The organism is Lysobacter sp. Hz25 (assembly GCF_046097045.1).
Lineage (GTDB): Bacteria > Pseudomonadota > Gammaproteobacteria > Xanthomonadales > Xanthomonadaceae > Lysobacter > Lysobacter antibioticus_B.
This window is the reverse complement of record NZ_CP175666.1, coordinates 574,474-599,036: the sequence shown is the minus strand read 5'-3', so window position 1 is coordinate 599,036 and position 24,563 is coordinate 574,474. Positions and strand designations below refer to the sequence as shown.

The 24,563-nt window shown below is 61.1% G+C and carries 20 protein-coding genes and 1 pseudogene; 2 read left to right on the top strand and 19 right to left on the bottom strand.

Features of this window, described 5'->3' with window-relative positions; genetic code table 11:
* Positions 1 to 62 precede the first annotated feature (62 nt).
* The 14 genes from ACKN61_RS02490 to ACKN61_RS02425 all read right to left on the bottom strand — a co-directional run bounded on the left by ACKN61_RS02490 (position 63) and on the right by ACKN61_RS02425 (position 13,593).
* Positions 63 to 1,043 (bottom strand): Rieske 2Fe-2S domain-containing protein, encoded by a 981-nt coding sequence (locus ACKN61_RS02490; protein WP_408952151.1) that lies wholly within the window; start codon positions 1,041 to 1,043, stop codon positions 63 to 65.
* 61 nt (positions 1,044 to 1,104) lie between these two features.
* Positions 1,105 to 2,406 carry an MFS transporter gene (locus tag ACKN61_RS02485; protein WP_408952150.1) on the bottom strand — a complete coding sequence of 434 codons (1,302 nt, stop codon included), beginning with the start codon at positions 2,404 to 2,406 and terminating at the stop codon, positions 1,105 to 1,107.
* Positions 2,407 to 2,465: 59 nt separating this feature from the next.
* Complete coding sequence (locus ACKN61_RS02480) at positions 2,466 to 3,467, bottom strand: urate hydroxylase PuuD (RefSeq protein WP_408952149.1); 1,002 nt, start codon at positions 3,465 to 3,467, stop codon at positions 2,466 to 2,468.
* 106 nt (positions 3,468 to 3,573) lie between these two features.
* On the bottom strand, positions 3,574 to 4,533 hold the full coding sequence (locus ACKN61_RS02475; protein ID WP_408952148.1) for a Rieske 2Fe-2S domain-containing protein: 960 nt from the start codon (positions 4,531 to 4,533) through the stop codon (positions 3,574 to 3,576).
* Entirely contained in the window at positions 4,523 to 5,803 is a 1,281-nt protein-coding gene (locus ACKN61_RS02470; RefSeq protein ID WP_408952147.1) for a urate hydroxylase PuuD, read from the bottom strand. The genes ACKN61_RS02475 and ACKN61_RS02470 overlap by 11 nt, the downstream gene beginning before the upstream one ends.
* Positions 5,804 to 6,174: 371 nt before the next feature.
* On the bottom strand, positions 6,175 to 6,774 hold the full coding sequence (locus ACKN61_RS02465) for a hypothetical protein (protein WP_408953907.1): 600 nt from the start codon (positions 6,772 to 6,774) through the stop codon (positions 6,175 to 6,177).
* 58 nt (positions 6,775 to 6,832) lie between these two features.
* Positions 6,833 to 7,075 carry a YegP family protein gene (locus ACKN61_RS02460; RefSeq protein ID WP_408952146.1) on the bottom strand — a complete coding sequence of 81 codons (243 nt, stop codon included), beginning with the start codon at positions 7,073 to 7,075 and terminating at the stop codon, positions 6,833 to 6,835.
* Positions 7,076 to 7,626: 551 nt separating this feature from the next.
* Positions 7,627 to 9,396: a hypothetical protein gene (locus ACKN61_RS02455; protein WP_408952145.1), complete on the bottom strand. Its 1,770-nt coding sequence runs from the start codon at positions 9,394 to 9,396 to the stop codon at positions 7,627 to 7,629.
* Between the two features lie 120 nt (positions 9,397 to 9,516).
* Positions 9,517 to 9,942: a hypothetical protein gene (locus ACKN61_RS02450; protein WP_408952144.1), complete on the bottom strand. Its 426-nt coding sequence runs from the start codon at positions 9,940 to 9,942 to the stop codon at positions 9,517 to 9,519.
* Positions 9,943 to 9,954: 12 nt separating this feature from the next.
* A complete protein-coding gene (locus ACKN61_RS02445) occupies positions 9,955 to 10,089 on the bottom strand; it encodes a hypothetical protein (RefSeq protein ID WP_408952143.1) in 135 nt (44 codons plus the stop codon).
* Between the two features lie 334 nt (positions 10,090 to 10,423).
* A complete protein-coding gene (locus ACKN61_RS02440; RefSeq protein ID WP_408952142.1) occupies positions 10,424 to 10,726 on the bottom strand; it encodes a hypothetical protein in 303 nt (100 codons plus the stop codon).
* A gap of 286 nt (positions 10,727 to 11,012) precedes the next feature.
* The gene (locus ACKN61_RS02435; RefSeq protein ID WP_031370199.1) at positions 11,013 to 11,294 is read right to left on the bottom strand and encodes a hypothetical protein; all 282 of its coding nucleotides are present in this window, start codon (positions 11,292 to 11,294) and stop codon (positions 11,013 to 11,015) included.
* Between the two features lie 234 nt (positions 11,295 to 11,528).
* Positions 11,529 to 11,906, bottom strand: coding sequence for a hypothetical protein (locus ACKN61_RS02430; protein WP_408952141.1), 378 nt, complete (start codon positions 11,904 to 11,906; stop codon positions 11,529 to 11,531).
* A gap of 76 nt (positions 11,907 to 11,982) precedes the next feature.
* Complete coding sequence (locus ACKN61_RS02425) at positions 11,983 to 13,593, bottom strand: hypothetical protein (RefSeq protein WP_408952140.1); 1,611 nt, start codon at positions 13,591 to 13,593, stop codon at positions 11,983 to 11,985.
* A gap of 960 nt (positions 13,594 to 14,553) precedes the next feature.
* Here ACKN61_RS02425 and ACKN61_RS02420 point away from each other — a divergent pair.
* A complete protein-coding gene (locus ACKN61_RS02420; RefSeq protein WP_408952139.1) occupies positions 14,554 to 15,894 on the top strand; it encodes a hypothetical protein in 1,341 nt (446 codons plus the stop codon).
* An 81-nt stretch (positions 15,895 to 15,975) separates the two neighbouring features.
* Here ACKN61_RS02420 and ACKN61_RS02415 read toward each other — a convergent pair whose 3' ends face one another.
* Positions 15,976 to 16,467: a hypothetical protein gene (locus ACKN61_RS02415; RefSeq protein ID WP_408952138.1), complete on the bottom strand. Its 492-nt coding sequence runs from the start codon at positions 16,465 to 16,467 to the stop codon at positions 15,976 to 15,978.
* A gap of 67 nt (positions 16,468 to 16,534) precedes the next feature.
* Between ACKN61_RS02415 and ACKN61_RS02410 the strand changes: the two are divergent.
* Positions 16,535 to 17,275 (top strand): annotated as a pseudogene (locus ACKN61_RS02410) (IS3 family transposase); the annotation flags it as partial.
* Positions 17,276 to 17,350: 75 nt separating this feature from the next.
* Here the strand turns inward: ACKN61_RS02410 and ACKN61_RS02405 are convergent.
* The 4 genes from ACKN61_RS02405 to ACKN61_RS02390 all read right to left on the bottom strand — a co-directional run bounded on the left by ACKN61_RS02405 (position 17,351) and on the right by ACKN61_RS02390 (position 24,562).
* Positions 17,351 to 18,853 (bottom strand): alpha/beta hydrolase, encoded by a 1,503-nt coding sequence (locus ACKN61_RS02405; RefSeq protein WP_408952137.1) that lies wholly within the window; start codon positions 18,851 to 18,853, stop codon positions 17,351 to 17,353.
* Positions 18,854 to 19,289: 436 nt separating this feature from the next.
* Positions 19,290 to 19,778 (bottom strand): hypothetical protein, encoded by a 489-nt coding sequence (locus ACKN61_RS02400; protein WP_408953745.1) that lies wholly within the window; start codon positions 19,776 to 19,778, stop codon positions 19,290 to 19,292.
* 601 nt (positions 19,779 to 20,379) lie between these two features.
* Positions 20,380 to 21,774 (bottom strand): HEPN domain-containing protein, encoded by a 1,395-nt coding sequence (locus tag ACKN61_RS02395; RefSeq protein WP_408952136.1) that lies wholly within the window; start codon positions 21,772 to 21,774, stop codon positions 20,380 to 20,382.
* Positions 21,775 to 21,850: 76 nt separating this feature from the next.
* Positions 21,851 to 24,562 carry a hypothetical protein gene (locus tag ACKN61_RS02390; protein WP_408952135.1) on the bottom strand — a complete coding sequence of 904 codons (2,712 nt, stop codon included), beginning with the start codon at positions 24,560 to 24,562 and terminating at the stop codon, positions 21,851 to 21,853.
* Position 24,563: the final 1 nt, after the last annotated feature.

The window sequence follows — 24,563 nt, the reverse complement described above, 5'->3', positions numbered from 1 at the left end:
TCAGAATCACGGGGCTTTAGCAGTGCCCGCTGATCTCGATAATCCAGCGTTGCCGCAGATGCTCAGGCTTTGACCAAACCCAGGTTCAGCAACATTTTCCTGTAGGCAGTGGATGCCAAATCTGCGCCAAAGGATTGCTCGGAGTCGCTGGTCAGATCGATGTATTTGGGTCGTTGCCTTTCCACGACCGTAAGATCGTCCGTCTGCACCTTTTGCGAGAATGCATTGACCTCCGCATCCGAGCCAAGCCCCAATGATTTATCGAACAGGATGGGATAAAACCAGACGCACTGCTCCTCGCTGACGGGGGATGCGCAGTTGAAGATGGTAAACAGCCCGTCCGGAAAATAGATGTCCAGAATGGCGATGAAAGGCGCATGTATTCGATAGGCGCGACGCCAGGTGAAATCCTTCGGCGACGGGTGCTCGAACGGATAATTACCAAGCGAGCTGCTGTATTCGAAACTGAAACCCCCATCGAACGATTCGACTTTATACGCCGGCATGACCTCGGCAGTGCATTCGCTGAAGGTTGCCCGATGTACGAATGGCAGGTGCGAAATATCCATGAAGCCTTCGACCTGCCGGCCAGCCGAAGCGTTGACGCTCACCGGCGGCGCCACGACCAGCCGCTGGCTTTCGCTCTGGCGCCCAAGCCCAAGCTCATAGAATGCGCCTGCTCCAAGGCTGGTCCACAGCAGCCCATGAGACTCCACGGCCGGATAGGAGCAGAGATCGAACCTCTTCAAGTTTTGCACTTGGGGATGCGCTGGAATTCTGGCGCATGCCCCCAGATGGGCGAATTGCAAGCCGTGGTAAGGGCACTGCAACCCTGCTTCGCTCACGACGCCTGCAGAGAGCATTTCGCCGCGATGCGGGCAGCGGTCATCCGCAACCACCACTTCGCCTTGAATTTTATAGATCACCAGCGGCTTGCCAAGCAACACGGCCGCCAGCGGCTTACCCTCTATCGTGGCTGCCTCGAGGTCCTGCAGTCTGGCAACCGGGTAATAGTAATCCATGAGTTTCTGCGAGTAGCTCATAAAGCCTCCGACCGCTCTGTCAGTAACGCCTCGACAGCCTGCTGCTTGACGCGAGGAAGGGTTAACCCGGTTCGCGCATGGCGCGATATCCGGTCAGATAGGTTCCCCACCAGGCCTGCAGCAGAGGCAGGACGACCATGAGTCCCATCGCACGGACTTCGCCATGCCCCGCGCCTGCGTCCAGCCATCCGATTGTTGCAACCACCGCTACCGCGCCCAGCGCGCCGCTCACGCGTTGCACGATGTTGACCAGCGTGGCCGCGCCCCCGATGTCCTTTCGGTCCACCGCGGCATAAGCCGCCGCGGTGGTCGGGTTCGTGGTCCAGGCCAGCCCGATGCCGCGGACGAACATGAACACCGCAGCGATGTCGGAGGGCACGGATACCAGGGCAAAGGGCGCCGCGGACACCGCCAGCATGGCGGCTCCGGCCAGCACCACCGGCCGGGGGCCGAAGCGATCCACAAAGTGGCCGGCGAGATACAGTGCACAGGACGTTCCGGCCCCCATGAACAGCAACATCACGCCGATCTGCGAGTGGCTCATTCCCTTGGCATGAAAGTACAGCGGGAACAGCAGCAGTCCTCCGAACAGGTTTGCGCTGTTTCCCACTGCCAGCAGCGACGACGCGCGGAACTGTGGATTTCGCATCAGCTCGAGCGCCAGCAGCGACGATTTGCTCGTACGGGCAACCGCGATGAAGAGCATCAGCAACATGGCGCCGCCGCCGATAGACAGCCAACCGTTTCCGGATGGATAGCGGGAGGCGATCTCCGACGCGCCGTACAGAGCCAAGGGCAGCCCGGTAACGATAAGGAACAACTGCCCCATAGGAAGTTTAAGGCCGTGCTGGGCGACGCCGCCCGGCATTACCTTCGCCGCCCACACCGCGGCGATCGCTCCTAACGGCACGTTGATCCAGAACAGCCAGCGCCATGAGGCGACGTCGACCAACCAACCGCCTATGCCAGGCCCGATCGCAGCGGCCAGGCTGATCAAGGTGCCGACAACGCCTAAGACACGGCCTATTTGGTCGCGCTCGGCGCCTGCTATCAGGATGGCGTGCCCGGTCGGCAGCAAGATGCCGGCAGCCAGCCCTTGGGCGATACGAGCGGCAATCAGTGTTTCGAGACTGGCCGCAAACGCACAGCCTATCGACGCCGCAATGAAGACGGCCAGCGCGGCGCCCCAGATGCGCCCGTGCCCGAACCGGTTGCCGAACCATGTCGAGGTCGGCAGCGAAACGGCCATGGCGATCAGATAGCTGGAAACGACCCACTGCGCGTCTTCGAGAGGTGCGTTCAGATCCGCTTGGACAGCGATAAGAGCGAGTGCGGCAAGGGTGGCGTCCAGCATCACCAGCATGCCGCCCATCCCGGACACCAGACCGATAGACCACACTCGTCGCGATACGCGCGGAGGGTTCATGACGCGGAACTGCGCGGGACCGTCCTTGCGGACGGTGTGCTGGCTTCGGCAACGCCGGAGGGTACGTATATCCTGGCTTGGGGATCGGACTTGTACTCAATGCTTAGCAACCACGCCACTGCCATCGCCACAACGAGCGCGGCGGAGGCAGCTGCCCAGCGAAGTCGCGTCGGCAGCGTGCCACCGTTGCGATGGATTATCTCCAGCACATGGCGCGAAGCCAGACTGAGGACCAGTACGGTGACGATGGTCAAGAACGCATGGCCATTGGCCTTTATGGCACTGCCCATGTGGCTGGACAGCATCAGGAAGACGACAGCGGGCAGGACAAATGAGTGCTGGTTGCGTCGATCCCAGTATTGCTTCTTGGCCGGGTCGGATCGCTCGCCCCGCATCGCCGCGGCCATCGCTTCACGGGTCGCCGGATAAAGGTTACCCAGTATGTTGATCGATACGGTTATTCCGAGCATTGCGCCGACTTGAATCATCGCCCCGTGCTGCGCGAACAGATTCGTGTAGAGCCACGTCCAGGCCAGAAGATGGACGGCGCATGCGAAGTAATAGAGGGCCTTGCGCTGCAGGGAGATACGATTGATCGCTTCGTTGATCAGCGGGGCGCCAATGAATCCGACCAGCGAAAGAGCGATCGCGGCGCGAGACGACAGCGACGGGTCGCTGGGGTCGAGCAGGTAGATTTGAGGTTGCCGGTAATAGATCAGACCGAAAAGGATCAGGCCGGTAGCGAACAGCCAACGGATCAGATTGAAAGACAAGATAAGCCCTTCGAGATCGGATGCTGTGGGATGAGCGATTCTTTCCGTTTTCCAGAACCCGAGGCTATGCGTGTCCCAGACCTCGAGATCCGCCGGCGGGCTGGCGAATGGGCGCGCCCTCATCACCAGTCTGCGCAACCACAGCACGAAGCCCATCCAGGCGATGGCAGCAATAACATGCAGCCAGCGCACGATGTCGGTCATGAAATCGATCAAAGCATCCATCGTGATGGCCTCCTCCGGGTAATCCGGCAGGCGTTTTATCCTGTTGCGTTGGTGCCACCCCACTTCCGTCGGCACTAAGAATTCGACAGAAACGGAGAGGTGCTGCTTATGCGGTGGACAACCCCATTTGTCGTAACAGACGTCTGTAATAAACCGATGCGAGGTCCGCGGCGAAGGAGGCTTCGGCGGCCTCCAACGGAAGATGGCGCGGCTGCTGGTTCTCGACCATCAGGCGGTCCTCGGCGAAGATGCGGGCGTTGAAATCCTTGACCGCCTCGTCGGTGCCGATCTCGAAATCGAAACACACCGGCGAGAACAGCACGCTACGATCGCTCGCCACCGGGCTGGCGCCGTTCAAAATATTCAGGCGCCCGTTGGGGAAATGCACAGTCAGGTGAGCCAGGTATGGAAGGCGAACATCGAAGCTTCGACGCCACACGAAGCCCTCCGCGGTCATCCCGCTGCCGACGGCATAGTTCGAGACCGTGCTGCAGTAATCGAAACGCAACCCATCTTCGTCGACCTGGACCGCGTAGGTAGGCACTGCAGTGTTGGCGGGATCGGCAAAGGTTGTGGTGTGCACGTGTGCGAAATGCGCCACGTCTATGAAGCCCTCTACCTGTCGCCCCGCACTGGCGGCGATCGGTACGGGATCGGGCGTCACTTTGCGAAATGCGGGGTCGTCCCAATCGGAGCTCAGCTCCGGAAACGGCGAGGGCGAAGCCCCAAGAGAGGTCCAGACCAATCCATAGCGCTCCACCGCGGGATAGGTGGAGAGCCGGAACTGCTGCGATGGCGTGAGGTGCGGATGCGCCGGTATATGGACGCAGCGCCCCTCCTGCCCGAATGCCAGGCCGTGGTAGGGACACACCAAGGCACCCTCTCGATGCTGTCCCAAGCTGAGCCGCATGCCGCGGTGCGGGCAACGGTCGGCGGCCACCACGATGTCTTGGCCGGACCGATACAGCACGAGATCGGTTTCCAACAGCGATACGCTGACGGGGCCTTCGCGCACGTCTTCGCTGCGCGCTATCGGGTACCAATAGGGGAGCAGCTCAGCGTGCATGCTCGGTGGCCCATTGAGTCACTGCCTTGCGCTCGTCCGGCTGCATGTCCGTGGCGTTGCCGGGCGGCATGCGTTCGCTCTGCACTACCGCGGCGATGAGGCCTGCATACAGCGGCAGGGTTTCGGACGTGAAGACGATTCCGCGCGGAGGCGAAGCCATGCCTGGGTAGCTGGGTTGCGCGGCGTGGCAAACCGCGCAGCGCCGTTGAACGATCGCATCGGCGCGCAATGGGGCGGCGCTCATGGCGGCGGAGCTCGCGATCGAACTCGCTATCGGGTGTTTCGGCGGGTGCATGGCCGGGTGCGCAGCGCTGCTTGCCGAGACCTGAGCACTGGCGGGAGTGGCGACCTGTTTGGCTGGAATCCGCGGCAAGGCCGTCCAGGTTATCCCCAGGCCGAGCGCCAGGACTGCTGCCGCAGCGATCCAGCGGGGTTCTATCGGAGTGACCCCGCCGTTCTGGTGGGTGGCGTCGAGGACCCATCGGGCCACCACGCTCACAGCGAGTACGGCGGTGATGGTAAGGAACGGGTGGCCGTTAGCCCGGACGAGACTTCCCATGTGGCTGGAAAGCATCAGGAAGACGACCGCCAAGGTGATGTACGCATGCAAGCCGCGTCGATCCCAGTGCTGCCTGTCGACCGGGTCCGGCTGCTCGCCCCGCAGCACCGCGTCGTACGCCTTGCGCATCCTCGGATAGAGGTACCACAGAACATTGAAGGCAATCACCACGCCCAGCATGGCGCCGATCTGGATCATGGCGCCGTGCTGGGAGAACAGGTTCGCGTACAGCCCCACCCAACCGAGCAAATGGGCGATGGTCGCCGTCATGTATAGGGTGTTGAAATGCAGCGGTATGCGATTGACGAACTCGTTGATCACAGGCGCGCCTACCAGGCCAAGCAGCGAGGCTGCGATCGCTTCGCGGGCCGATAGCGGGGCGATGCTTGGGTCGACCAAGTACGCCAGAGGTTGCCGATAGTAGATCAGGCAGAACAGCACGATGCCGGTGCCGACCAGCCAGCGAATCTGATTGAACGACCAAACCAGGCCGTCCAACTCTTCCGCAGTCGGTGCGGCGACTTTTGAGGTCCGCCAAAACGACAGGCTGTGCGTGTCCCAAACCTCCAGCTCGGAGCGCTGATCCAGGAGCGGTTTGGCCCGTAGCGTCAGGCGTCTTATCCAAAGGCCGGCACCCAGCCAAGCGAATGCTGCGAGTACATGCAGCCAACGGGCCACATCGGCCGCCAAGTCGAGCAAAGTGCCTATCATTGCGCAATCTCCTAGCCTGTCTCAGGGCGACTCATGCACGGCCCCTGCGCGCCGAGGGCTCGACATGCGGACTTAACGCTCGGCCGATGCAGCCAAGGCGAGAGACGACTTCTGGAGCCCCGGAGAACAGGTGCAACCATTCGAGCCGCTCGCAGCAGCTGCGCTGATCGTTTTGCATATCCCCTCTATCCCCCTTCCCTGCCAGGTCCGCGCTGCGGATGCGGTACGTGTGGCAACGCTATAGGACAGGACGCAGGCTACTTCTGTGCACCCATCCTCATAACGTCGGACGCTCACCATTTCTCACCGTTAAACACCTGCGCGCGGCTGAACCGTTATGCCAGCAGAGCGCATGGTTTTTTCTTTGCGAACTACGCCATAAGCGACGACGGCGCGATGGCGTCGGGGCGTACCAGGTTTACTGCTTCAATCAGTCCACAGTCGCGCGCGACGGCGTAGTCCGCCGCCGCCCAGAAAATCGGCAGCCAGCCGCGTGGAAACGCACGACTCAACTGCGAGCGCACTGCCCCATGTTCGGCGCAATCAACACGCAATCGCTTCAGTGCTTCGCAGCTTAGAAAAACAACGTCGCCGCGGGGCGCGAACCTGTCATGCGCACAGGGCTCGCGAACACGCCCCTCAAGCATGAGGTACCGCCAATCGGTCACGTACCGGCCGAAATCGGGAAACTCCAGCAACGCGGAAAAGCGGTAGTTATTCGTATACCAGCAGCTGCATAGCAAGTCCGATACCTTCGCCATGTTGTATGCATGCGCTTGGCGAAGGCTCATCCCCTCGGGGCGAACGCGACCGCCGTGCGACAAGACGGCTTTCAGCGTGACCGAGGCACCCGGCTCCAGCCCTAGCTGCTGGGTCAAGCGCTCGATGCATGCATCGCGGCCCATGTCGTCGAAGTAAAAGCTGTGCGCGTCGGCCGGCGCAAACGGGTGATAGCTGACGTGAATCCTCATGATTGGTTCCGTCCTTAGACCGGCCGAGCGCACAGAAGGAACAAGGGCTGCTAATGCCTTAGCCGTTGACTTCCAATATCTCAGCGCCCCCCAAGTTCGCAATGAGGGTAATGGTCCGCAGCATGGAGTCCTTGTCCGGGTAGGACTCGCCATGGGCCATCGGCTCGCCGTTGCCGCCAACCAGCCGCCAGCGCCACTGCCCATCGGTCGGAGATCCGGCCAAGAACGCATTGGACAACGAGCGCTGCCCACCGGCTTTCATGCCTTCCCGATAAACCTCGAAATGCGGTTTGCCAGCCATGGCGCTCCCTCCCCTGGTTACTGGGACAACGGCGCTCGACGCTGCTTGCGGCCAATAGTCATCCGATGCGGCCGCGGCTTTCGCGATGGGCGGCTTGGCCGAGTGTTCCCGCTCGCCGAGGCTTATGCCCAGAGCGCTTGGAATCAGAACGTGCTGATGCAGTCGCCGCCGCGAATGGCGCTATCCGCAACAGAAAGCACACTGCGTGGAAGGCGGGTAGCCGTCAGCTGCCTCGGGAGAGTGCTTGGCGTGACGACTCAGACGCTGGAAATCGTTGATCCCAGCCGGCCCGCCCACTTAGCCTGGTGAACGTCGAACTATGCAGCGGCTTCGGCTTGAATGAATTGTTGGCCCCACGCGCCTAGACAGACCTGGCCACCGACAGAAATCCCGGGCCAAGCCAAATGAGAAAGCAAAGGCCGACACAAGTCGGCATGAGCGAGCGAAGTTGAGCCACCCCGGCTTTTCGCGGCGTGGCCCCAGGCTCGAGGGCGCCGCGTGACCGCTGCGCATTGCCCGGAAGCGCGAACGCTTCCGGGCTCACGCCCTGCCTAATAGGACAGATACTCCAGACGTTTCGCGCTCAACTCCGCAGGGGATTCGTTGCGCACGTCGGCACTGAAGCCTTGGCCGCCCATGGTGTTCCCGTCGATCAGGAAGCTGAAGATACTCGGCCCCTGGCCGGTAACTTTGTCCCTGGGGTATTGCGCGTTGCCGTGGCAACCCATGCATCCACCCATCACCAACTGGTCGGCATTCGGAGGCAACCCCTTCGCCTTCACGCCCAGGATGCTTGGCAACCCGCGCTTGGCAAGCAGGGTGAAATCCTTCTTGTCGGGGTGGGGATCCTTGACTCCGCCCTTGAACAGCTGGATGCCGGGCTGGCTGCTCTCGATCACGATATTCGCCAGGTAAAAGTCCTGGGTAAGCGGATCGGGCGTCTTCGGCGTGATAGAGCTGTCCTCGTTCGTCGGCAACACCTGCAGCCCCACGAGACGATAATACTGCCACACCGAATTCTTGAACTCGGGCGTGCTGGCCATGGCTTGCTGGACTTCGGTGTTGACGTTATAGACAGCCAATGTCGCTACCGGTGGATTCTGGACCTTGATCGGCCCCGAAAACCCCTTTGGCACGTCGAATTTACCGGGAACGACATCGTAGCCGTGGGCACTGTCTATTGCGCCTGCCAAGGGCAGCGCGACCTGGGTCCGGTTGGATCCGGTATTGAGGATGGCCGACGGCCGCGTCCCTGGCGGTACCGATGCATCGTATTGCAGTTGGTCATAGAGGTTGACGATATACAACCCGGTGTCTTTCTTTTCTGGCGTGGTCAGGCTGTCCACCTGTTCGAAGGTGGTGTAGACGAACGTCGGATAGTTCTCCATCTTGCGCAGGATGTGTACGCCGACCAGACCGAAAGTGGCCACTTTAGCCTTGGTCTGACCATTCTCGTTGTAGTAGTACAGGGCTTCGGCCGTGTGATAACGGCCGGACGCGATCAACTCGGGAGTCATTTCCCGCCATGCCGACTTGACCTCCACGGATTCTCCCGGGTTCGTCCCGTTGGGGGGCAGTTCCAGTGAAGTCGGGGGATTGTTGGCGTTGTAGATGGATTTCACATAATCATATTCAACAGGGTTCACCTTGGCCTGGAACAATATGATGTGATCTTCTTGCGGATTCGTTGACGGCGTGTTGCCGTTTTTCGGGAAGAAGATCTGGTTCTGGCCGATCTGGGTATTTTCGTCGAGATTGTTGAATCGGGCATCGGTCGACGCGACCTTGAGTTTTTTCTGGAAGACGTACTCAGGGTCCAGGGTGGCAAGGTTCCCTCTGGGGGCCGATCCCGCCGGGAACAGCTCGGACCGGTGAGCAAAGGTTTCCCAGACCAGCTGATTGCTGCTGAAGTTGGAACCGGCGCTTCTGCCGCTTTGATGGAAGTCGCTTGCGCCGGAGGCGGCGAAGTTGCGGCTCGGATCGATACTCCCCCGCACTACCGGAGACTTGCCGGCGGCATCGACGCCGTTTTTCTTCGCGGGAGAATTGAAATGGATGAACTGCCGCCAGGCAAAGCGGGCGTATTCCTCGTGAGTGATGTTGGGCTTGTGGGGGTCGTAGTTGTACGCCGGCGGGGCGGCAGGTAGAGGCGCCGGGGTCGCAGTCAGGTCAGTCGGCGTGATTTTTTTTCCGCCCGGAAACGATGCTTCTTGATCCTTGGAGATCGATGAAGCGGCGACAGTAGGCTCGGTTTTCGTACATGATGTGGACATCGCCAGCGTACCGGCGAGTGCACCGAAGATAATGATACGGGTCTTCATTGCTGCACTCCGTCATTGTTGCGCCCCGTGGTGAATCCATGCGATCCATCGCGGCAGCCATGGGAATTCATGAGTTATCGTGCCGTCCCCACCTCAGCCGGGAACGGGAACGAAGGCGGGTCAGCCCGCGAGCGCGTACCACTGGATCACGAAGCTGGTATCGTTGTAATCGTTATCGGTACCGTCTTCCGTCGCGTATAAAGTGCCACCACCGAGTATTTTGCTGTCGCCGAAGAACTCGATTGGATCGCCCGCCGAGACCTTCGGAATGTACGGCCCGCTGCTGCCGAACTGGACCTGCATCCCCTGCGCCATGATGAACCTACCGGCTCCGTTCTGGAGGAAACCGACTTCGACGCCGCTTCCCGAGATCGGGAAGGTCTCCTGAGTGCCATCGAGAAGATTGAAGCTGATGGGATTGCCACCGGAGTCGATGACCTGGACGTATTGCGTATATGAGGCCTGATGCATCGCCGTGAACGTCACGAGCTTGCCGTCGGGGATGTATTCCAGGGATTGAGGGTTCGACCATTGGATGTTTGCCATAATGGAATCTCCTTATCTTGATTGGCTTCCAGCATTGAGTGAGGCGCCGCTGCTGCCTTCATCGGCTGTCATGCCGCTGGCTTCGCGGAACCGGTGCCGCATGGCATTGCTTACCGCAACAGTGTCGTCGAGCAGTTTGTGGAGCACGGAGTTTTCTTCCGCCGGCTCACGTCGACAGCGTCGTGCATGGCGGTGCAGAACTATTGCAAGGACACTCCGAATGGGCGCTACCGTTCCGGCGACAGTTCCACAATTCAGAGGAGCCTCGTTCCATACCCACATCACGGCCCAGCTCGACTGCCGTCAAAACACGCAGGCCTGAATCAGAACCTGGCGCTTCGCGCAGCGACTTTCCTTAGTCAACGACACAGGGCGACAAGTGACGAAGTAGTCTTAAGGTTCCTGGATGGCCTTTCTGTGATTCGACGGAAGCACCGTCGCCTTAGGTTCAAGCATCTGCGTCTTAGCGCATCGCCAGCTACTACGCTGTTAGGCGGAAGCCGCGGCCAATCTTTTTGATCGATGCTTGATACGTCTCACAAAATTCGGCTTCTATTTCGTTCGAATGCGACTTCGCTCGCAAAAGCATCAGTAACCAACGAGTGAGAAGTTCCGTGCGTGCAGCAGCCAAATCGGGGCGTTCGCACAGCCCGAACACGCCGATGGCGATGAGCTCGGCAACGCCGACGACGACGCAGGCGAAAACACTGCGATCGATGCGACAGTCAGTTCTGACCTGGGGCCGGGGCATAGATGCCGGCAGCACCGGGGCCAGTAGGTCCAACCCACCCGGGAAACGCGTCCAGAGCAAGCTGCATCAAGTGGCCGGCCTGCTGCTGCGTCTGAAGGGGGACGATCATCGCGCAAGTGATGGCAACGACCGAATGGTAGCGGCGCTCGGTGCGCGGATTCTTTGCGGGCGCCCTGAAGAAGAAGGGCTAGCCGCTGAGCTCTACTAAGGAAGAAGGAGCGGGTCTACTGGCATCCAGCCCAAGGCCACGCAACTCGGCGCCGACGGCAAGCCGGGCGTTGCCCGGCTTGCCGCTTGAATTACGCTGGCCGCACTCGGCTTAGTCGTCCGAAAAGCAGCCTTGCGCCAGCTTGACGTACCAGTAGCCAGATGCCGGCTGAAACTCTTCGACGAGGATCGTCTCCTCCTGAGTGGATTCTCCCCATCCCAAGTAACAAGCTTGGTTCGCGTAGTACGATGCGGCTTCATACGCTTGATCGCGGTCGTGGCCGTAGCCCTCGCCGATAACCTGATAGTGATGCCGGTCCGCAAGAGCGGCGCCGCTGAACACGATCGACATCAGGAAGGCAGTGCCGACGGCGCGATACTTATTCATCTTCATACGTGCTCCTGCGAGTGAAGTTTGAAGGCTGCGGAATGATCGTGACGACTGTGTGAACCCCTGCCGCCGCAGATAGCCCAAACCAGGACTGGCACCGCTATCTAGTGTCGCGAATGCGAGCCTGGCGACTCGCCTGGGCACAGAACACCCTCAATGCGGGCTTCAAGGGTCGCTCCACCGACGGCACCGCGCTGGGCTGGGAAGCCTGTGACTTCCGAGCCGCGCGCCGCCGCGTCACTGCGGCGGGCCGACCCAGGCCAGCGGATCGAGCATCAGCCAGAAGCCTTCGGCGCCTTTTTCCGCCAGCACCGTCTGCGCGCCGACATCGCTGGCGCGTTCGCGGAACTCCAGCTCCAGTGCAGTCCAGGCTTCGACTTCGTCGTCGCCGTCGTCGTAGATCTGGCGCACCAGCAAATGCCCCGGCGCCTGCATCCGCCATTCGAACGGCAGCGCTTCCTGGCCGAATGCCGGCGACCAGCTGTGCAGCACGCCGCGGCCGCCGTCGTGGAATTCGATGCGGTCGCCGGTCAGGCCGGCGGCGGTGCCGAGCGCCGATTGCCAGCGCCCGACCGGGCCGCGCAGCAGGATGTGCGATCGATGTTCTGCGTTCATGCCCTGCATCTTGCCGGAATAGGATCGGTATCGGATCGGTATCGGATCGGCGTCGGGCCGGTGTCGGCCCGCGCCGTCAGCCGCCGACCTCGATCGGTTTGCCTTCCACCACCAGCTCGTAGATGGTCTTGGTGATTTCCGAGCCGGCCATGTAGCCGAACGCGCCGGTCGCGAGCGTGCCGACGCCGTACGCGGCCCAGCCCCACGGGCCGGTGGTGTTGACCGGCGCGGCGACGGTAGCGAACGCGCCGCCGGCGGCGGCCGCGCCGGCCCAGCCGCCGGCCACTTCGACCACGGTCTTGACCTTGTCCTCGGCGGTGTAGATCCGGTACGCGTCGGCGGCCACGCCGACCACGATCAGCACCCGTCCGCCGACCCGGAACGCGCCTTCGACCTTGCCGGCCCAGCCTTCGCGCGCGGCCAGGTCGTTGGCCGACTTGAGCACCTCCGGGTCGGCCTTCACGCCGTGGTTCTTGATCACGTCGAGCAGGCCTTGCGCGCCGCCCTGGACGCGTACGTTCTCAGGGCGGCTGGTCAGGGTGAACTCGCCGTTGGCCGAGCGCGAGAACATGCTGTCTTGCAGGCTGACCTTGCCGACGCCGCTTTCGGACTTGGCCACGGTTTCGCCGACCTCGGTCCACATCTGCCGCTCGGCCATCTTGCTGGCGCTGCGTTCGATGGTGTTCTGGTTGCGCTTGGACAGCGGCTCGTCGGGGCCCTTGCCGGCCTTCTCGCGCACCTGCTGCTCCACCGCTTCGGCAGCGGCGGCGTACTTGCGGTCGTAGATCTCCAGCAGTTCGCGCTCGCCGAACTGCAGCGGCGGCTTGCCGCTGGTGTTGGCGACTTCCACCGGCACCACCACGCTCTTGTCGTTGCCGACGCCGACGTGCGGATTGCCTTCGGTGACGAACCACGACACCGGGCCGACTTTGCCGAGGTCGGGACGGAACGGCGGCTTGCCTTCGGAAACGTTGCGCAGCATTTCGGCGGCGATTTCCGGAGTGACCGCGCCGTTGCCGGGCGCGCCGGCGCGGCTGCCGTCGGGCATGAACGGAATGCCGGCGGCGGCGCCGGTCGGCGCGTTCGGATCCAGGCCGGAGCGGTCCTGCGCGGCCAGCAGCTTGAGCAGGCCCGACTGCGCCGAGGTCGGCGCCAGTTCGATCTTGCCGTCGCGCGCGGCCGACAAATCGATGGCCGCGCCCTGTTGCTGCGGATCGCCGGACGGTGCGTGCAGCGTGCCGTCGTCCAGCGCCGGCGCGCGGCGCGCGAACTCGGCGGCGGCCTGCGGCGACAGCCCGGCGTCGGCGGCCATCTGCCGGTAGCCCTTGTCGAGCACGCTGCGCTCGCTGTCGCCGGGAGCGACATCGACGGCGACGCCGTGCTGAGTGCCGATCGGCTTGGCCTGATCCAGGCGCTGCACGGTCTGCACTGCATTGGTCAGAGCGATCTGATCCATCGGCAGCAGGCGCGAGCCGATCGCGTCCTGCAGCTGCTGGCCCTGTTCGGGATGCTGGCGCGCGTAGTCGGCGACCGCGTAGGCCATGCCTTCCACATCGGTACGACCGCAGTACTGGTGGGTCGAGACGATGCGGTCGGCTTCGGCCAGCACCGCAGCGTCGTAGCTGGAACCGGTGGTGGGCAGCGGAAAGATCGGCGGAGGTGCGACGGGACGGGTGGGGTCGGTCATGGACGGACGCGAGCGCGAGTGGGGTTTGCCGGAAACCTTAATGGGGGCTCGGGCGCCCGCAAGCTAGGAACGACCCTAGCGCCGCGGCGACGCCTGCGCGGCGGCGGCTTCGAGCCCAGCCGCTGCCGCGACACGGTGTTTTTCGCCGTGACCGCGATCACACCGATGCGTCGCAAATAATCCTGCGCCGTGCTTGCGCGGCCGGCGAGCAACGTCGCGACTTAGCTTGGCCTGGCAGCGGCAAATCGTCCTCGGCAAGGCAGGAACTACGACGATTAATCCTGTGGATGATCGATTTCTTGCCAGCGCCGAAGCTGGGCTTTCACGTCTTCCCAAGGTAGGCGGCTGGACGAGGAGCAACGTCGGTTGATATGGCTGAGAGCGCAGTACGTTCCGTGGCGCGAGGTGTGTGCTCGGACCGGATAGATTCGCAAAAGACCGCGTGGCGTCGCTGGCAGCATGCCTTGGTGCTGGTGATGGCGCATCTCAACGGACCTTTACCCCGCTTTGCTGAGCCGGTACGGGTACAGCCACAAGTAAAAGCGAGATGACTTTGTACCGCTGCGGGCGAATGGGGGTGATCGGGGGCCAATGCGAAGATCGGGGGTGTCCCAAAACCCCGCTTTTACCCTAGCCCAGTCGGCATGCTGATCGCGGTGTGTCTTAGACGGAACGCTCGAGCCGCGTAGAGGCACTTCGGTCCCAAGCACCGATATGGGCTCGGCGATGATTGAGATGTGGTGTGTTTCTTGCCACAAATCCGAATAGTGAGAAAGCGTGAGCCAATAAGTGCCGTCCGGTACTGCAGATTTCGGGTGTAACGGGGACCAAGATTTATGGGCGATCAAACTTGATCGCCAACCCGAATCAGAGGCTCGCATGTCATACATGCCTTGGTACCTCGCCGCAACCATCTTAGGATCCTCAGCGCTCCTCTACGCTCCATCGTCCATCGCGCAGATGACCGAGCTCGGCACATTGGGTGGAAATGCATGCTCGGCAAAAAACGCCAACGACAACGGCGCAGTCATCGGCACCTGTCGAGATGCAGACGGCGACATCGTCGCAACGTACTGGGCCCCAGGCACTGCAGTGCCGATGCCGCTGGCGGCGCTCGAAGTGGACGGGCCCTGCGACGTGTACGACATCAATAACGGCAATATCGCAGCGGGCAATTGCGAGCAAGGCACAAAGGGGGAGCATTTCCCGGTCCGCTGGATTGCCTCGCTGCCCGGCAGCGGCCCGCAACGCCTCAACCCGTTGACAGGCCATGCGAAAGCCGAAGCATGGTTGATCAACCATTCCGGCGTGGTCGCGGGCGCCAGCATTGAGACCGGCGGTGGCGCGCGCGCAGTGATTTGGCGGGCGGGCCAGATCAATCCAACCAACTTGCCGGAGCTGGGCTTGTTGCCGCCCTTGCTTCCCAGTAGCACGGAGTGCAGTGTGGCCGATATGACCGATGCGATCGAACCTGTCGTGATCGGAACCTGTGAGTTGCGCGATGGTGGATCGGTGGCGGTTCGCTGGAAGCGTGGATTGCTGGGCGGCTACGCCGCCAGTGAGCTGCCGCGACTGGAAGGCGGTTCGAACTGCGTTGCCGCTGCGATCAACGACGATGAGTTCGTCGCTGGCACATGCGAAGACATGGATGGGGATGTTGTTGCCGTGCGCTGGACGCCCGATGGGAACGACCTGACCTATCTCGACTACTTGGACGTCTCCGGCGAGTCACGGCAGCAGTTAACGGTCGAGGATCTGAACGAGGCGGGCATCATCGTCGGCAACTACGTCACCGACGATGGTCTCAGTCGTGCCTTCGTGTGGGCACCGAACGGAAACCCCGCACTGGAGGAGGGCTTGGATATCGGGTCGCTGGACGGGTTCTGGGTCCGCGCCGTGGATATCGCCGACAACGGCCATATCGTCGGTGTCGGTCAAACTGCAGTTGGGCGGAGCCACGCTTTTCGATGGACGCCAACCGATGGGATCGAAGACCTGGGTACGCTGGGCGGGTTTTCCAGTCGGGCGGTTGCATTGAGCGACAACGGGCTATGGCAGGTGGGTATCAGTCAAGTGGTCTCTGGCCATATGCACGCGTACTCGATCGATCCGGTTAGAAGAGCGACCGCCCCATTAAAAGGACTAGGCGGCTGGGGTGGTGGTTGGGGCGGTGGTGGTTGGGGCGGTGGCGGTTGGGGTGGTGGTTGGGGCGGTGGATACCGTGGCGGTTGGGGCGGTAGAGGTTGGGGACAGTCGCATCTGAGTGACCTCAGGCGCGAATGGAACCAAATGTTTAACTGATCTTGATACGTCGATGAGAAATCGTCGATATCACGTCTGCATACCACGTGGTCGCAAAGAAGGTACACGACGCCCTAGCCACTAACGCCCTGACTCAATAGGCCGCGACCCGCGTTGGCGCACGTTAGCGCCCTTCGGCCAGAAGTCGAGCTCGGCCTTGGGCCGGATTTCGCGGCCTTTCTTTTTCGGCGATGGCGCAGCGCCGCGGTATATACCGGCCTCTTGCTGCGCCACTTGCTGCGTATTGGCTTTCACGCTAGGCAAGTCGTCCAGAAAACCGCACATGAAGCTCCGCATCTGCGGTGTGCTTTGTTGCTTCAATTCGCTGTCGCCTAGACTTCTCAGCCCGACTGCAGGCACACCCGAGGTATTGGCCACTACTGCGGTAATGGCGTACCAAGCGTCGCGGGACGCCCTATCGGGCAAGAAAGTGATTTCCACATTGCCCGAACTCATACTTTCTTCGCTTTCGATGCGGTAACCGGCTCGTTCAATCGCCTGCTTGACCTGACTCGCCACTTGTCGCAAGTCGGCACCCTTGGCTACTAAGGCATTGGCTTGAAAGTCCACCATGCCATCACGGCGACCGACTATGAAATTGTCTTCGCAACCGTAGTCACTCGTTGCTGCTGAGCCAACAGTTGCGGTGCGTGGCACAATCCAAGACACCAAGGACCATGCATTGGCTGAAAGCCTGTTGGCCCATTCGCCGCAAGTGCCGCGGTTTGGTTACCGGCGCACGGCGGCTTGGTAGGCGATGGGCGAGGCTCGCGTGCGCCGTCTGTTGCGATCATTGGGCTTGAATATTCCCAAGCGACGTTCACGCCGTCGACGCAGTGGCAGCGATATCTGTTTGCCTGGGGCAATGCGGCCTAACGCGGTATGGAGCTACGACTTCGTTCACGACCAGATGGTCGACGGGCGTCGTTTGAAGCTGTTGTGCGTGATCGACGAACCCACCCGTGAGTGCTTGGCCATCGAGGTGGGAGCCAGCCTGCGCGCGCAGGACGTGATCTTGACCTTATCGCGACTAATGCGGCTGTACGGCAAACCGTCATTCGTACGTTCCGATAACGGCGCGGAGTTTACGGCCACCCGGGTGATGCGTTGGTTGCGCGATGCCGCGATCGACCCGGCGTTCATTGCGCCGGGCAGTCCGTGGCAGAACGGCTTTGTGGAGAGCTTCAACGGCAAGTTGCGCGACGAACTGCTTAATCGCGAATGGTTTCGTAGTCGTGCTGAGGCCAAGGTCCTGATTGAACGTTGGCGGCAGTTTTATAACGAGCAACGGCCACATAGTGCGCTTGGCTACAAACCACCACCCAGCCTTCGACGTGGCTGGCGCGAAACCGATAGCATCCAGGCCGAACTCACTGCTTGATTGGCTACAAAATACGTACGCAGGTCGCCAGCATTCGCGAAGGCGCAGAATTGCTCTGCCATGAAGATTTCCCGTCTATTCAGGAACTTTGCAGACTGTATCTGATCTCGGCTGCAGGGGGGCTAGCAAGTAGGCCACCACCGCTTCATCAACGCAATGGTCCAGCCCGGACAGGGCTAGCGTATGGCCATCGAATTCCCTTGTGACCAAGGCGCTACGAAAGAATGTGGCCATCTTTCGTGCGTTAGCGTGCGGGGTGGTGGGGTCGTGTCGCTGTGCCACAAACAACAAAGGGGGCAGATCTTTATGGCGCACTGGAATATGAGCGACGTCCGTGCCGGGGAAGGGCCATAGCTTGCAGATTGAATCATCATCTGGCTCCGAGTTATCGAAGGGCGATGCAGCATCAATAAGCGCCGCGTGTTCCCAACCAAATCCTCGTGCCTCCATATTCCATGCCGTATCGGCGCAGTTGATGACTACAAGAGCGTCGCTATCGACGGAAGCTTCACTTTTTACTGTCAGAAGCAGCATTTTCTCGCCCCTTCCATACTTAATCTCTGCCAACGCGGAAATAACGTCGGACCACTGTTCCGGCCACAATAACGCGTCCATAAGGCCATCTCTTACTTCGTCCGATCCGAGTTTACGGCCCGACGGAGCTTGAATTGGTTGCTCATCCAAGTTCGCCAAGAGTTTCTGATAGCTGAGCATGGCCGTCTTAACATCGTCTCCTAGAGGGCACGCTGAATTTTTTGCGCAGTACGCGGCGAAGCGTTCGAATGACTTTTGAAAGCCTCGCTGCTGATTCAACAACATCGTGGCATCATTTTCAGACAGGTCGACTACACCATCCAGCACTATGGCTCGAACTTTTGATGGATATCGCTCCGCGTAAAGAGCCGCGACCTTTGTGCCATACGAATAAGCGATGATATTCAGGTGAGACTCGCCAATGGCCTGGCGCAAAGTCTCGACATCACCTACAGCCGAATGCGTACCCGCATGCTTGAGGAAGTCCGCTCCTGTAGCCTCAATGCAGTCGTCGATGAATTTTCGGGCCGTCAATTCAACGCCGTCTGAACTCTTAGCCCGGTCTCCCGGCAACTGCCATGTCTCATGAGAGAAGGAAAATTCTCTGGGTTGGCAGCTGATTCTAGGGACAGAGTTGCCTACTCCTCGGGCGTCATAGCTTATGATGTCATAATGCGCCGCAATCACTTTGGCCGGACCATCGTCGTCAATATAAACATTGATTCCTGGGCTTCCCGGGCCGCCGGAAATAGATAGTAGGCTGCCGAGTCGCTTTCGTGTTGCGGGAAGTTTAGTAATAGCAAGCTTGACCGCAATGGCCTTCGGGCGCCGCCGATGTTCATATGGCCCATAGATGAGCGGTGCATCAACGTAACCGCATAGTAACCGCGGCGGAGCAGGCCGATCCGGGAACCAGGATCGGTATTCGACGCTTCCGCATGACTTCCAATCGACGCGCACATGGCGGTCGTAGAACCCGGGGAGAAAAAATCCGCATACAGCCAGAAAGCTCAAAAAGACAGCCGTAATGAATGATAAACGCAATGTAGACACCTCAACTGAAACTGTTACTTGCTACTCGCCTGAGCCTTTTAAGCAAACGAAATGTGCAATTTAATCCATGCCCGGATTAAATTTTCGATATCTGGGCCGACCAGCGCGACGGTAGCATCGTCTCGGCTCAGTCTGCAGAATTTGTCGTATTACATCCAGTAAAACGACGAGTCCTACATTGCCTCCGCTAGCGTATATTTATGCAGGAAAATATGTTCCATGCGCCACTGCAGCCTACTTTAAGTTCAGGCCTGGCACCCACCAAAAGTCGCCCTCTTTTATGCTCTGCATGTTCGGCAACGGCGCACCAAATATTTCTGCTTGCTATACGGTTGATCGCGGCAACCACAGCCGAGCCGATGATAGAGAGAACTGTTGCCATTACGATGGGCCAGCACGAAGAAGATGTGGCAGCACCTTCGTATTGTCAGTTGATAACGCAAGTAACGGTAACAGTCACCGAAGCCCCATTCTCCAGGTTTCCTATGGCGACTCCCGCCTCTAGCTGAGCAAGCGCCAGCCCAACGGGGCATGCCGAACCTGAGCAGGTCGGCGGTGCTGTACAGGTTACGCCACTGCGGCCTATGAGCGGATCTGCAAGAACAGTGCCTGTTACTGCGTCGGGACCATTGTTAGTCACCACGATCATGTAGGTCGTACCGCGGGTAAGCGTGTCGGTAGCCTGATCGCCCGCTCCCGCACCCGGAGTGTTGGTCTTAGTGATGGATAGATCCGCGATCGAATTGCGTGTATTGATGAACGTGCAAGTGAGGTCGTCGCCTGGAGCTACCGACTGTGGATAACTCGCCGACCAATGGAATACGCCAAAAGCCTCGGAAATAAGTCCTTTTTCGTCGTTACGACGAGGCGTAGAAAAGGTTGAGGCTGGGAGTTTGGCGCGTCCGAAAGGATGCAAACCGCCGACCAATCGGTGACGTCCGTCGACTTCTGCGGCGACTAGGCTTCAATTCTCTTAGGCTGTGGTTTCAAGTTGATCGTCCTCATTGTGAGGTTGATCGCCAAAAAACTCGCAGAAAAGTCCACGGCTAACCAGTTGTTTTGTAAGGTGCGAAAATCCAGCCCTTGGTTTCAAGACTACAGGAAGGGAGAAGAGAGAGCTGTCTGTGGCGATTTTTTAGCCAAACCGCGACTTTCTGGCAATCTCCGAGTCCACGGCAGCGCGGGAACTGCCGAAAATAAGGGGTTTTTCGACGTTTCGTGAGGGGGGAGGAAAACACCCTCGGCGTGCTAGTGGTGGAGCCACGGGAACCGGGTTCAAACCCTCTTGACGGGCTAGTGGGGGCGTTTGGGGGCTAGTGGGGGCCGATGAGGGGCGGGGCAGGAAGGACCTCCCACGGATTCGGCCAGCTTCCGACTAGTTTCGGCCATGAGCGGGCATCGATCAACGCCTGAATTGTTCCGGGCCGGCTTGGGCTGGTTCGTCCGCTTAGGGGCTTTACGTCTGCCGCAGCTAAGGCCTGCCGATGGCGTTGTCGACGTCCTAAGTCTCGTGTGGATCACCCCGGCTCCATGCCCAGACGCCAACGCAGCTTGCGATTGGAGGCAACCAGCGCATCGATGCGCGATTGGTCAATACCGATTAGGAGCAGCAGGTGGAGCTGGAACAAGGCCTCGAGCTTGAAGACCAGCGGCAGCAGGTCCCCGCGCTGCGCGGCACGAGCGGCGAGTGCCGGGTCGTAGTGCGTCAAGTAATTGCGCGTGTCCACCATCTTATCCACAAGCTCTTTGCGCGCTTCGGCGTTGCCAAAGTGACGAGTGAACGGCTTGAGCAGGCGCTGCATCCGTTTGCGCAGGGACAGCTTGTTGGCGTACGCCAGTTGTTCCTCGAGCCATTCGCGATGCGGCTGCGGGCACGCGGCGAGGATCGCGGAAACGCGCTCTGCATACTCTTCGGGCGGTTCCCCGGTCTCACTGCTGGTGCGGTCGTGCAGCGACTCCAGTCCCTGGGCGATCGATAGAAAGCGGCTTTCAAGGAACGCATGGCGCCCGGCGCGCACGGCGAAGTACAAGTTGAACGCCGGCGACAGCGCTTCGTGGTGCGCCAACCAATCGGTCAACATGCCCTGCAGCCGATCGGCGACGTCAGGGTAGGAAAACAGCATCGAGTAGCGCTCGATCTCCACACGCCGGGCCGGCGTGCTGCTCTCGTAGAACACAGGCATCGAAATGGGCTTCTCTCCGCCCGACACGTCCATCGTCGCCGACGGCGAATAGGCACAAAGCGCGTCGATCTCCAGCGTCTGATCGGTCGCGAAGGAAAGGAAGTTGACCAGGCGCCCCAACTGCTGCCGAAGGTCGTCGAAGGTCGCCTCGCCTTCCGGCACGACGACTAGTCGTGACTGGTGGGTGATCTTAGCTTCGTTCTTGACCTTGCCCCCCGGTGCGGTCCAGAAGAACTCAAAGCTCACGCGAATGCCGGGCAGTGACAGTTCGATCTTGGGTGGCGGGACGTAGCGGATGAAGGCCGACTGCACCTTGTGCGCGGCGTCGAACTCGAATCCGGCGTCAATCCCCGTGATCTGCAGCCAGTCATCCAGCCCGGACACCACCGCTTCGAGCTTGCTGAAGCGAAGCTGCGCCTCGGGCGGCAAATTCGCACCGCGAAATACGGTGGCCACGTGCAGATTGGAGATGGCCACGCCGCCGAAGGAAAAGTTCTCAGTCAGATAGAAGCTGTCATACAACGTGACCGCACCGCCCTGGACAACGCCGTGAATCGTCGATAGATCATGCGGCTCGTCGCGGAATTGTGCCTCCTCGCCACCGAAGGCCCCCATCAGCTCCAGGCTACACTTGCCGACCTCTGAAATGCGCAGCCGCCCGCTGACGTTGTCGAGCTGGCCGGGCAACCAGAAATAGCCCTCGAGGACATGCGGCGCATCAAGTTTCACTGCGGCCTCCCTTCTTGCCTAGATCAATTCGCTGCCCCAGCATACTCCGGAAGGCTCTCAAGGCTCGTGACGCCGGTCAGTCCGGATCATCATCGTCAACGCGCGGTGCATTGCCAAAGGTGCGCCGAAACAGCGCCAGCCGTACCGTCACCGGGGCTCGTTCGCGGCCGAAGGCCACCACCAGTCGTTGTACCGTCGGCGATTCAAATCCGCTGGGCGGCACGGACGGCGTCAGGTGCATCGCCACCTGCAGTTCCTCACGCGTAATGGGCACGCCCTGGCCCAGTACCGCGCAACTCGCGCGTAAATTCTCGACCAGATCGGATATGGCACTACTGTTGGTTTCGGCGTCGGCAGTGGTGAGTAGACCGTCGAGCACCGTGCGAACTGCCGCGGCGCCCTCGGTTGCGTAGACGGCAAGCGCATCAAACGGGTTGAGCGGAGCGTTGAGCGCGATCTGGCCGTACGTCGGCGCGGGGGCCGTCGCCTGCTCCGCACGCGTATGCAGGTGCAAGTGGTCCCAAAGCGCACGGACATCTGTTACGACCGCGGCACCGGTGCTCTGCGCCATGAACAACGCCACCTCCAAGTTCACGCAGCGAACGACGAACATCTGGTCTAGCGTCTTTTCGTCCTCAAGGACTTGGAGCAGCGCCATCGGATCTTCCTCGCCCTGACGCCGCATGTACGCTACGGCGCCGAGGTGATGCTCTTCTCCTTGATCCGGAGCGGCATCCTTGACCAAGGACAGCAGGACGCGATCGGGCAGCTGCAGCATCGAGCGCTTCACATCGTCGCGCAGCAACCAGCGAAACTCGTCGAGCTGCTGCGGCTCCAGGCACCACTGCGCGGTGCGTTCCATCGCCATGGTGCGCATGGCGTATTCGAACTCCGGGCTGAGATCGCCCGGGTCGGGAAAGACCAGCACCTTGCCGGCGCAGATCAACGGCTCGAGCATCAGCCAGAACATGATGTTCTTGAGGAACTGCTGCTTGTGCTGCGCCGGGGAGTCGACCGGGCTGTACTCGGGCCGTAAATTGCGCGAGGCAAGGACCGGATCCATCACCAGCACCTGATCGAACAACGGCACCAGGCTCATGATGCTTTCGCCGGCCGTTCGTGGGTCGGAGGGGCCCATGTAGATCGCCCGCAAGCCGCCGTCACCGGGGCGCGGGAGCATGGCCGCCAAGTCCGTCCCCTCCGGCCACAGTCCGCGGGAGATGCGGTGCAGCCTGGCGACCTGCTCGTCGGACAGGGTTCGTTGAACCTTCTGCCACGAGTCCTCTTCGGTCAGTTCCAGCACGCCGCCAATCGCGCGAAGAAATCCCAGGTTTCGTTCGCGCAGGCTCAAGACGTCCCACGGGGGGCGCTCCCATGGCGGAAGGCTCGCGCAGCACGCCCCGAAAGTAGCTTTCGCGCCACACGGACATCGATCCGCCGGCCCTGGCGGTGCGGCCGGTGGCTCCTTTGCGACAAACTCGTGCTCGTGCGAGGTGCGCCCGTAGGCGTCGCGGTAGCCGAAGGTGCCGTCCTTGTAGCCGATGTGGATTTCGCCGCCGTGCCGCCACAGCTCCCTCTTCAGCGGCAACAGCAACCGGGCGAGCGTTTCCGGGTCGACCGTTGTGGTGCGCTCGGGGTAGAGCCATTCGCGATCCCCTGCCGCGATGTACCGGTGCGCCCGCGTTTTGAGCCAGGCATTCACCGCGAGGACTGCGTCGGTGTCGAAGCGTCGTCCGCGAATCAGCGTATCGGTGCGCAGCATTGTGTGCCCGAAGTAGCGGGCGTTGATGCGCTTGGCGGTCAGCTCCACGCTCCCGGAGTCCTTGGCGTACGGCACGTGCGTCAGGATGAGCAGATGCTCGGCATCCAGCGGGAACAGCGTCTGCGTCCCGTTCCAGGTGATCGGCGCTTCATTCGGGTAGTCGAGCAGCGACGCGTCGAGCGGAAGACCGGCATTGAAGGTCGTGACCGGGTGGTCAGTGATCAGAAACTTCACCGCTGAATCCTCGGCCGATACCACCTCGTGCGCGCACTCGGCCCACAGCGTGCCGAACATTTGTCGCAGGTGCTGCATCTCACGCATCAGCTCGAGCTGGGACAACGCCGGGTAGCGGCTGCGGATCCAGTCCAGGCCCTTTGGCGTGCGCAGCTTCTGCGCGCCCAGGTACGCCAACATCGGCTGGTACTGGTCGTGGACCTGCACGACGTCGCCGCCAATGAACGCTCGAACCGCGGCCGCGCCGTAGTCGTCGATGCCCTGGAACAGCACCGTCTCGATCTGGTCGTTGAGGTATTCGCCAAAGCGCGTGACGTACAGGTCGTTCTGCCAGAAGCAGGCCTTCGGCGGGCGCTGGCGCGGTCTAGCGAGGATCGGGGTTCCGTCGGGACGCGGGCGTGGTGGCGAAATGTCGAGGAACCAGTTATCGGCGCCAGCGACGCGAAAGCCGCGCTGGTACCACTCGGGGACGTAGTGGTTCTCTCGCGATGGCCCTTGGGGTCGGACAGGACTCGGCGTCCGCGTCATGGTGATGGGGTCAGCCTCGCGCGCCGCACGTACATCATTCGAAATGGCCCGCCAACCATTGCGCTGTCTCGACATCGGTCGCGCCATCGATGTATACATCGGCTTGGACCATGGGGCCGGCCGGCGCGCTGCGGCGATGATGGGTTCCAGGAGCGCGCGGTGCTCGCGAATGAACTGGTCGGCTTTCTCTTCTCCAAGTGTCCACCGTTCCTTCTGCTGCTTCTTCTTGAAGTTGAGGGCGCCTCCGAGCGAGTGGTTCGACAAG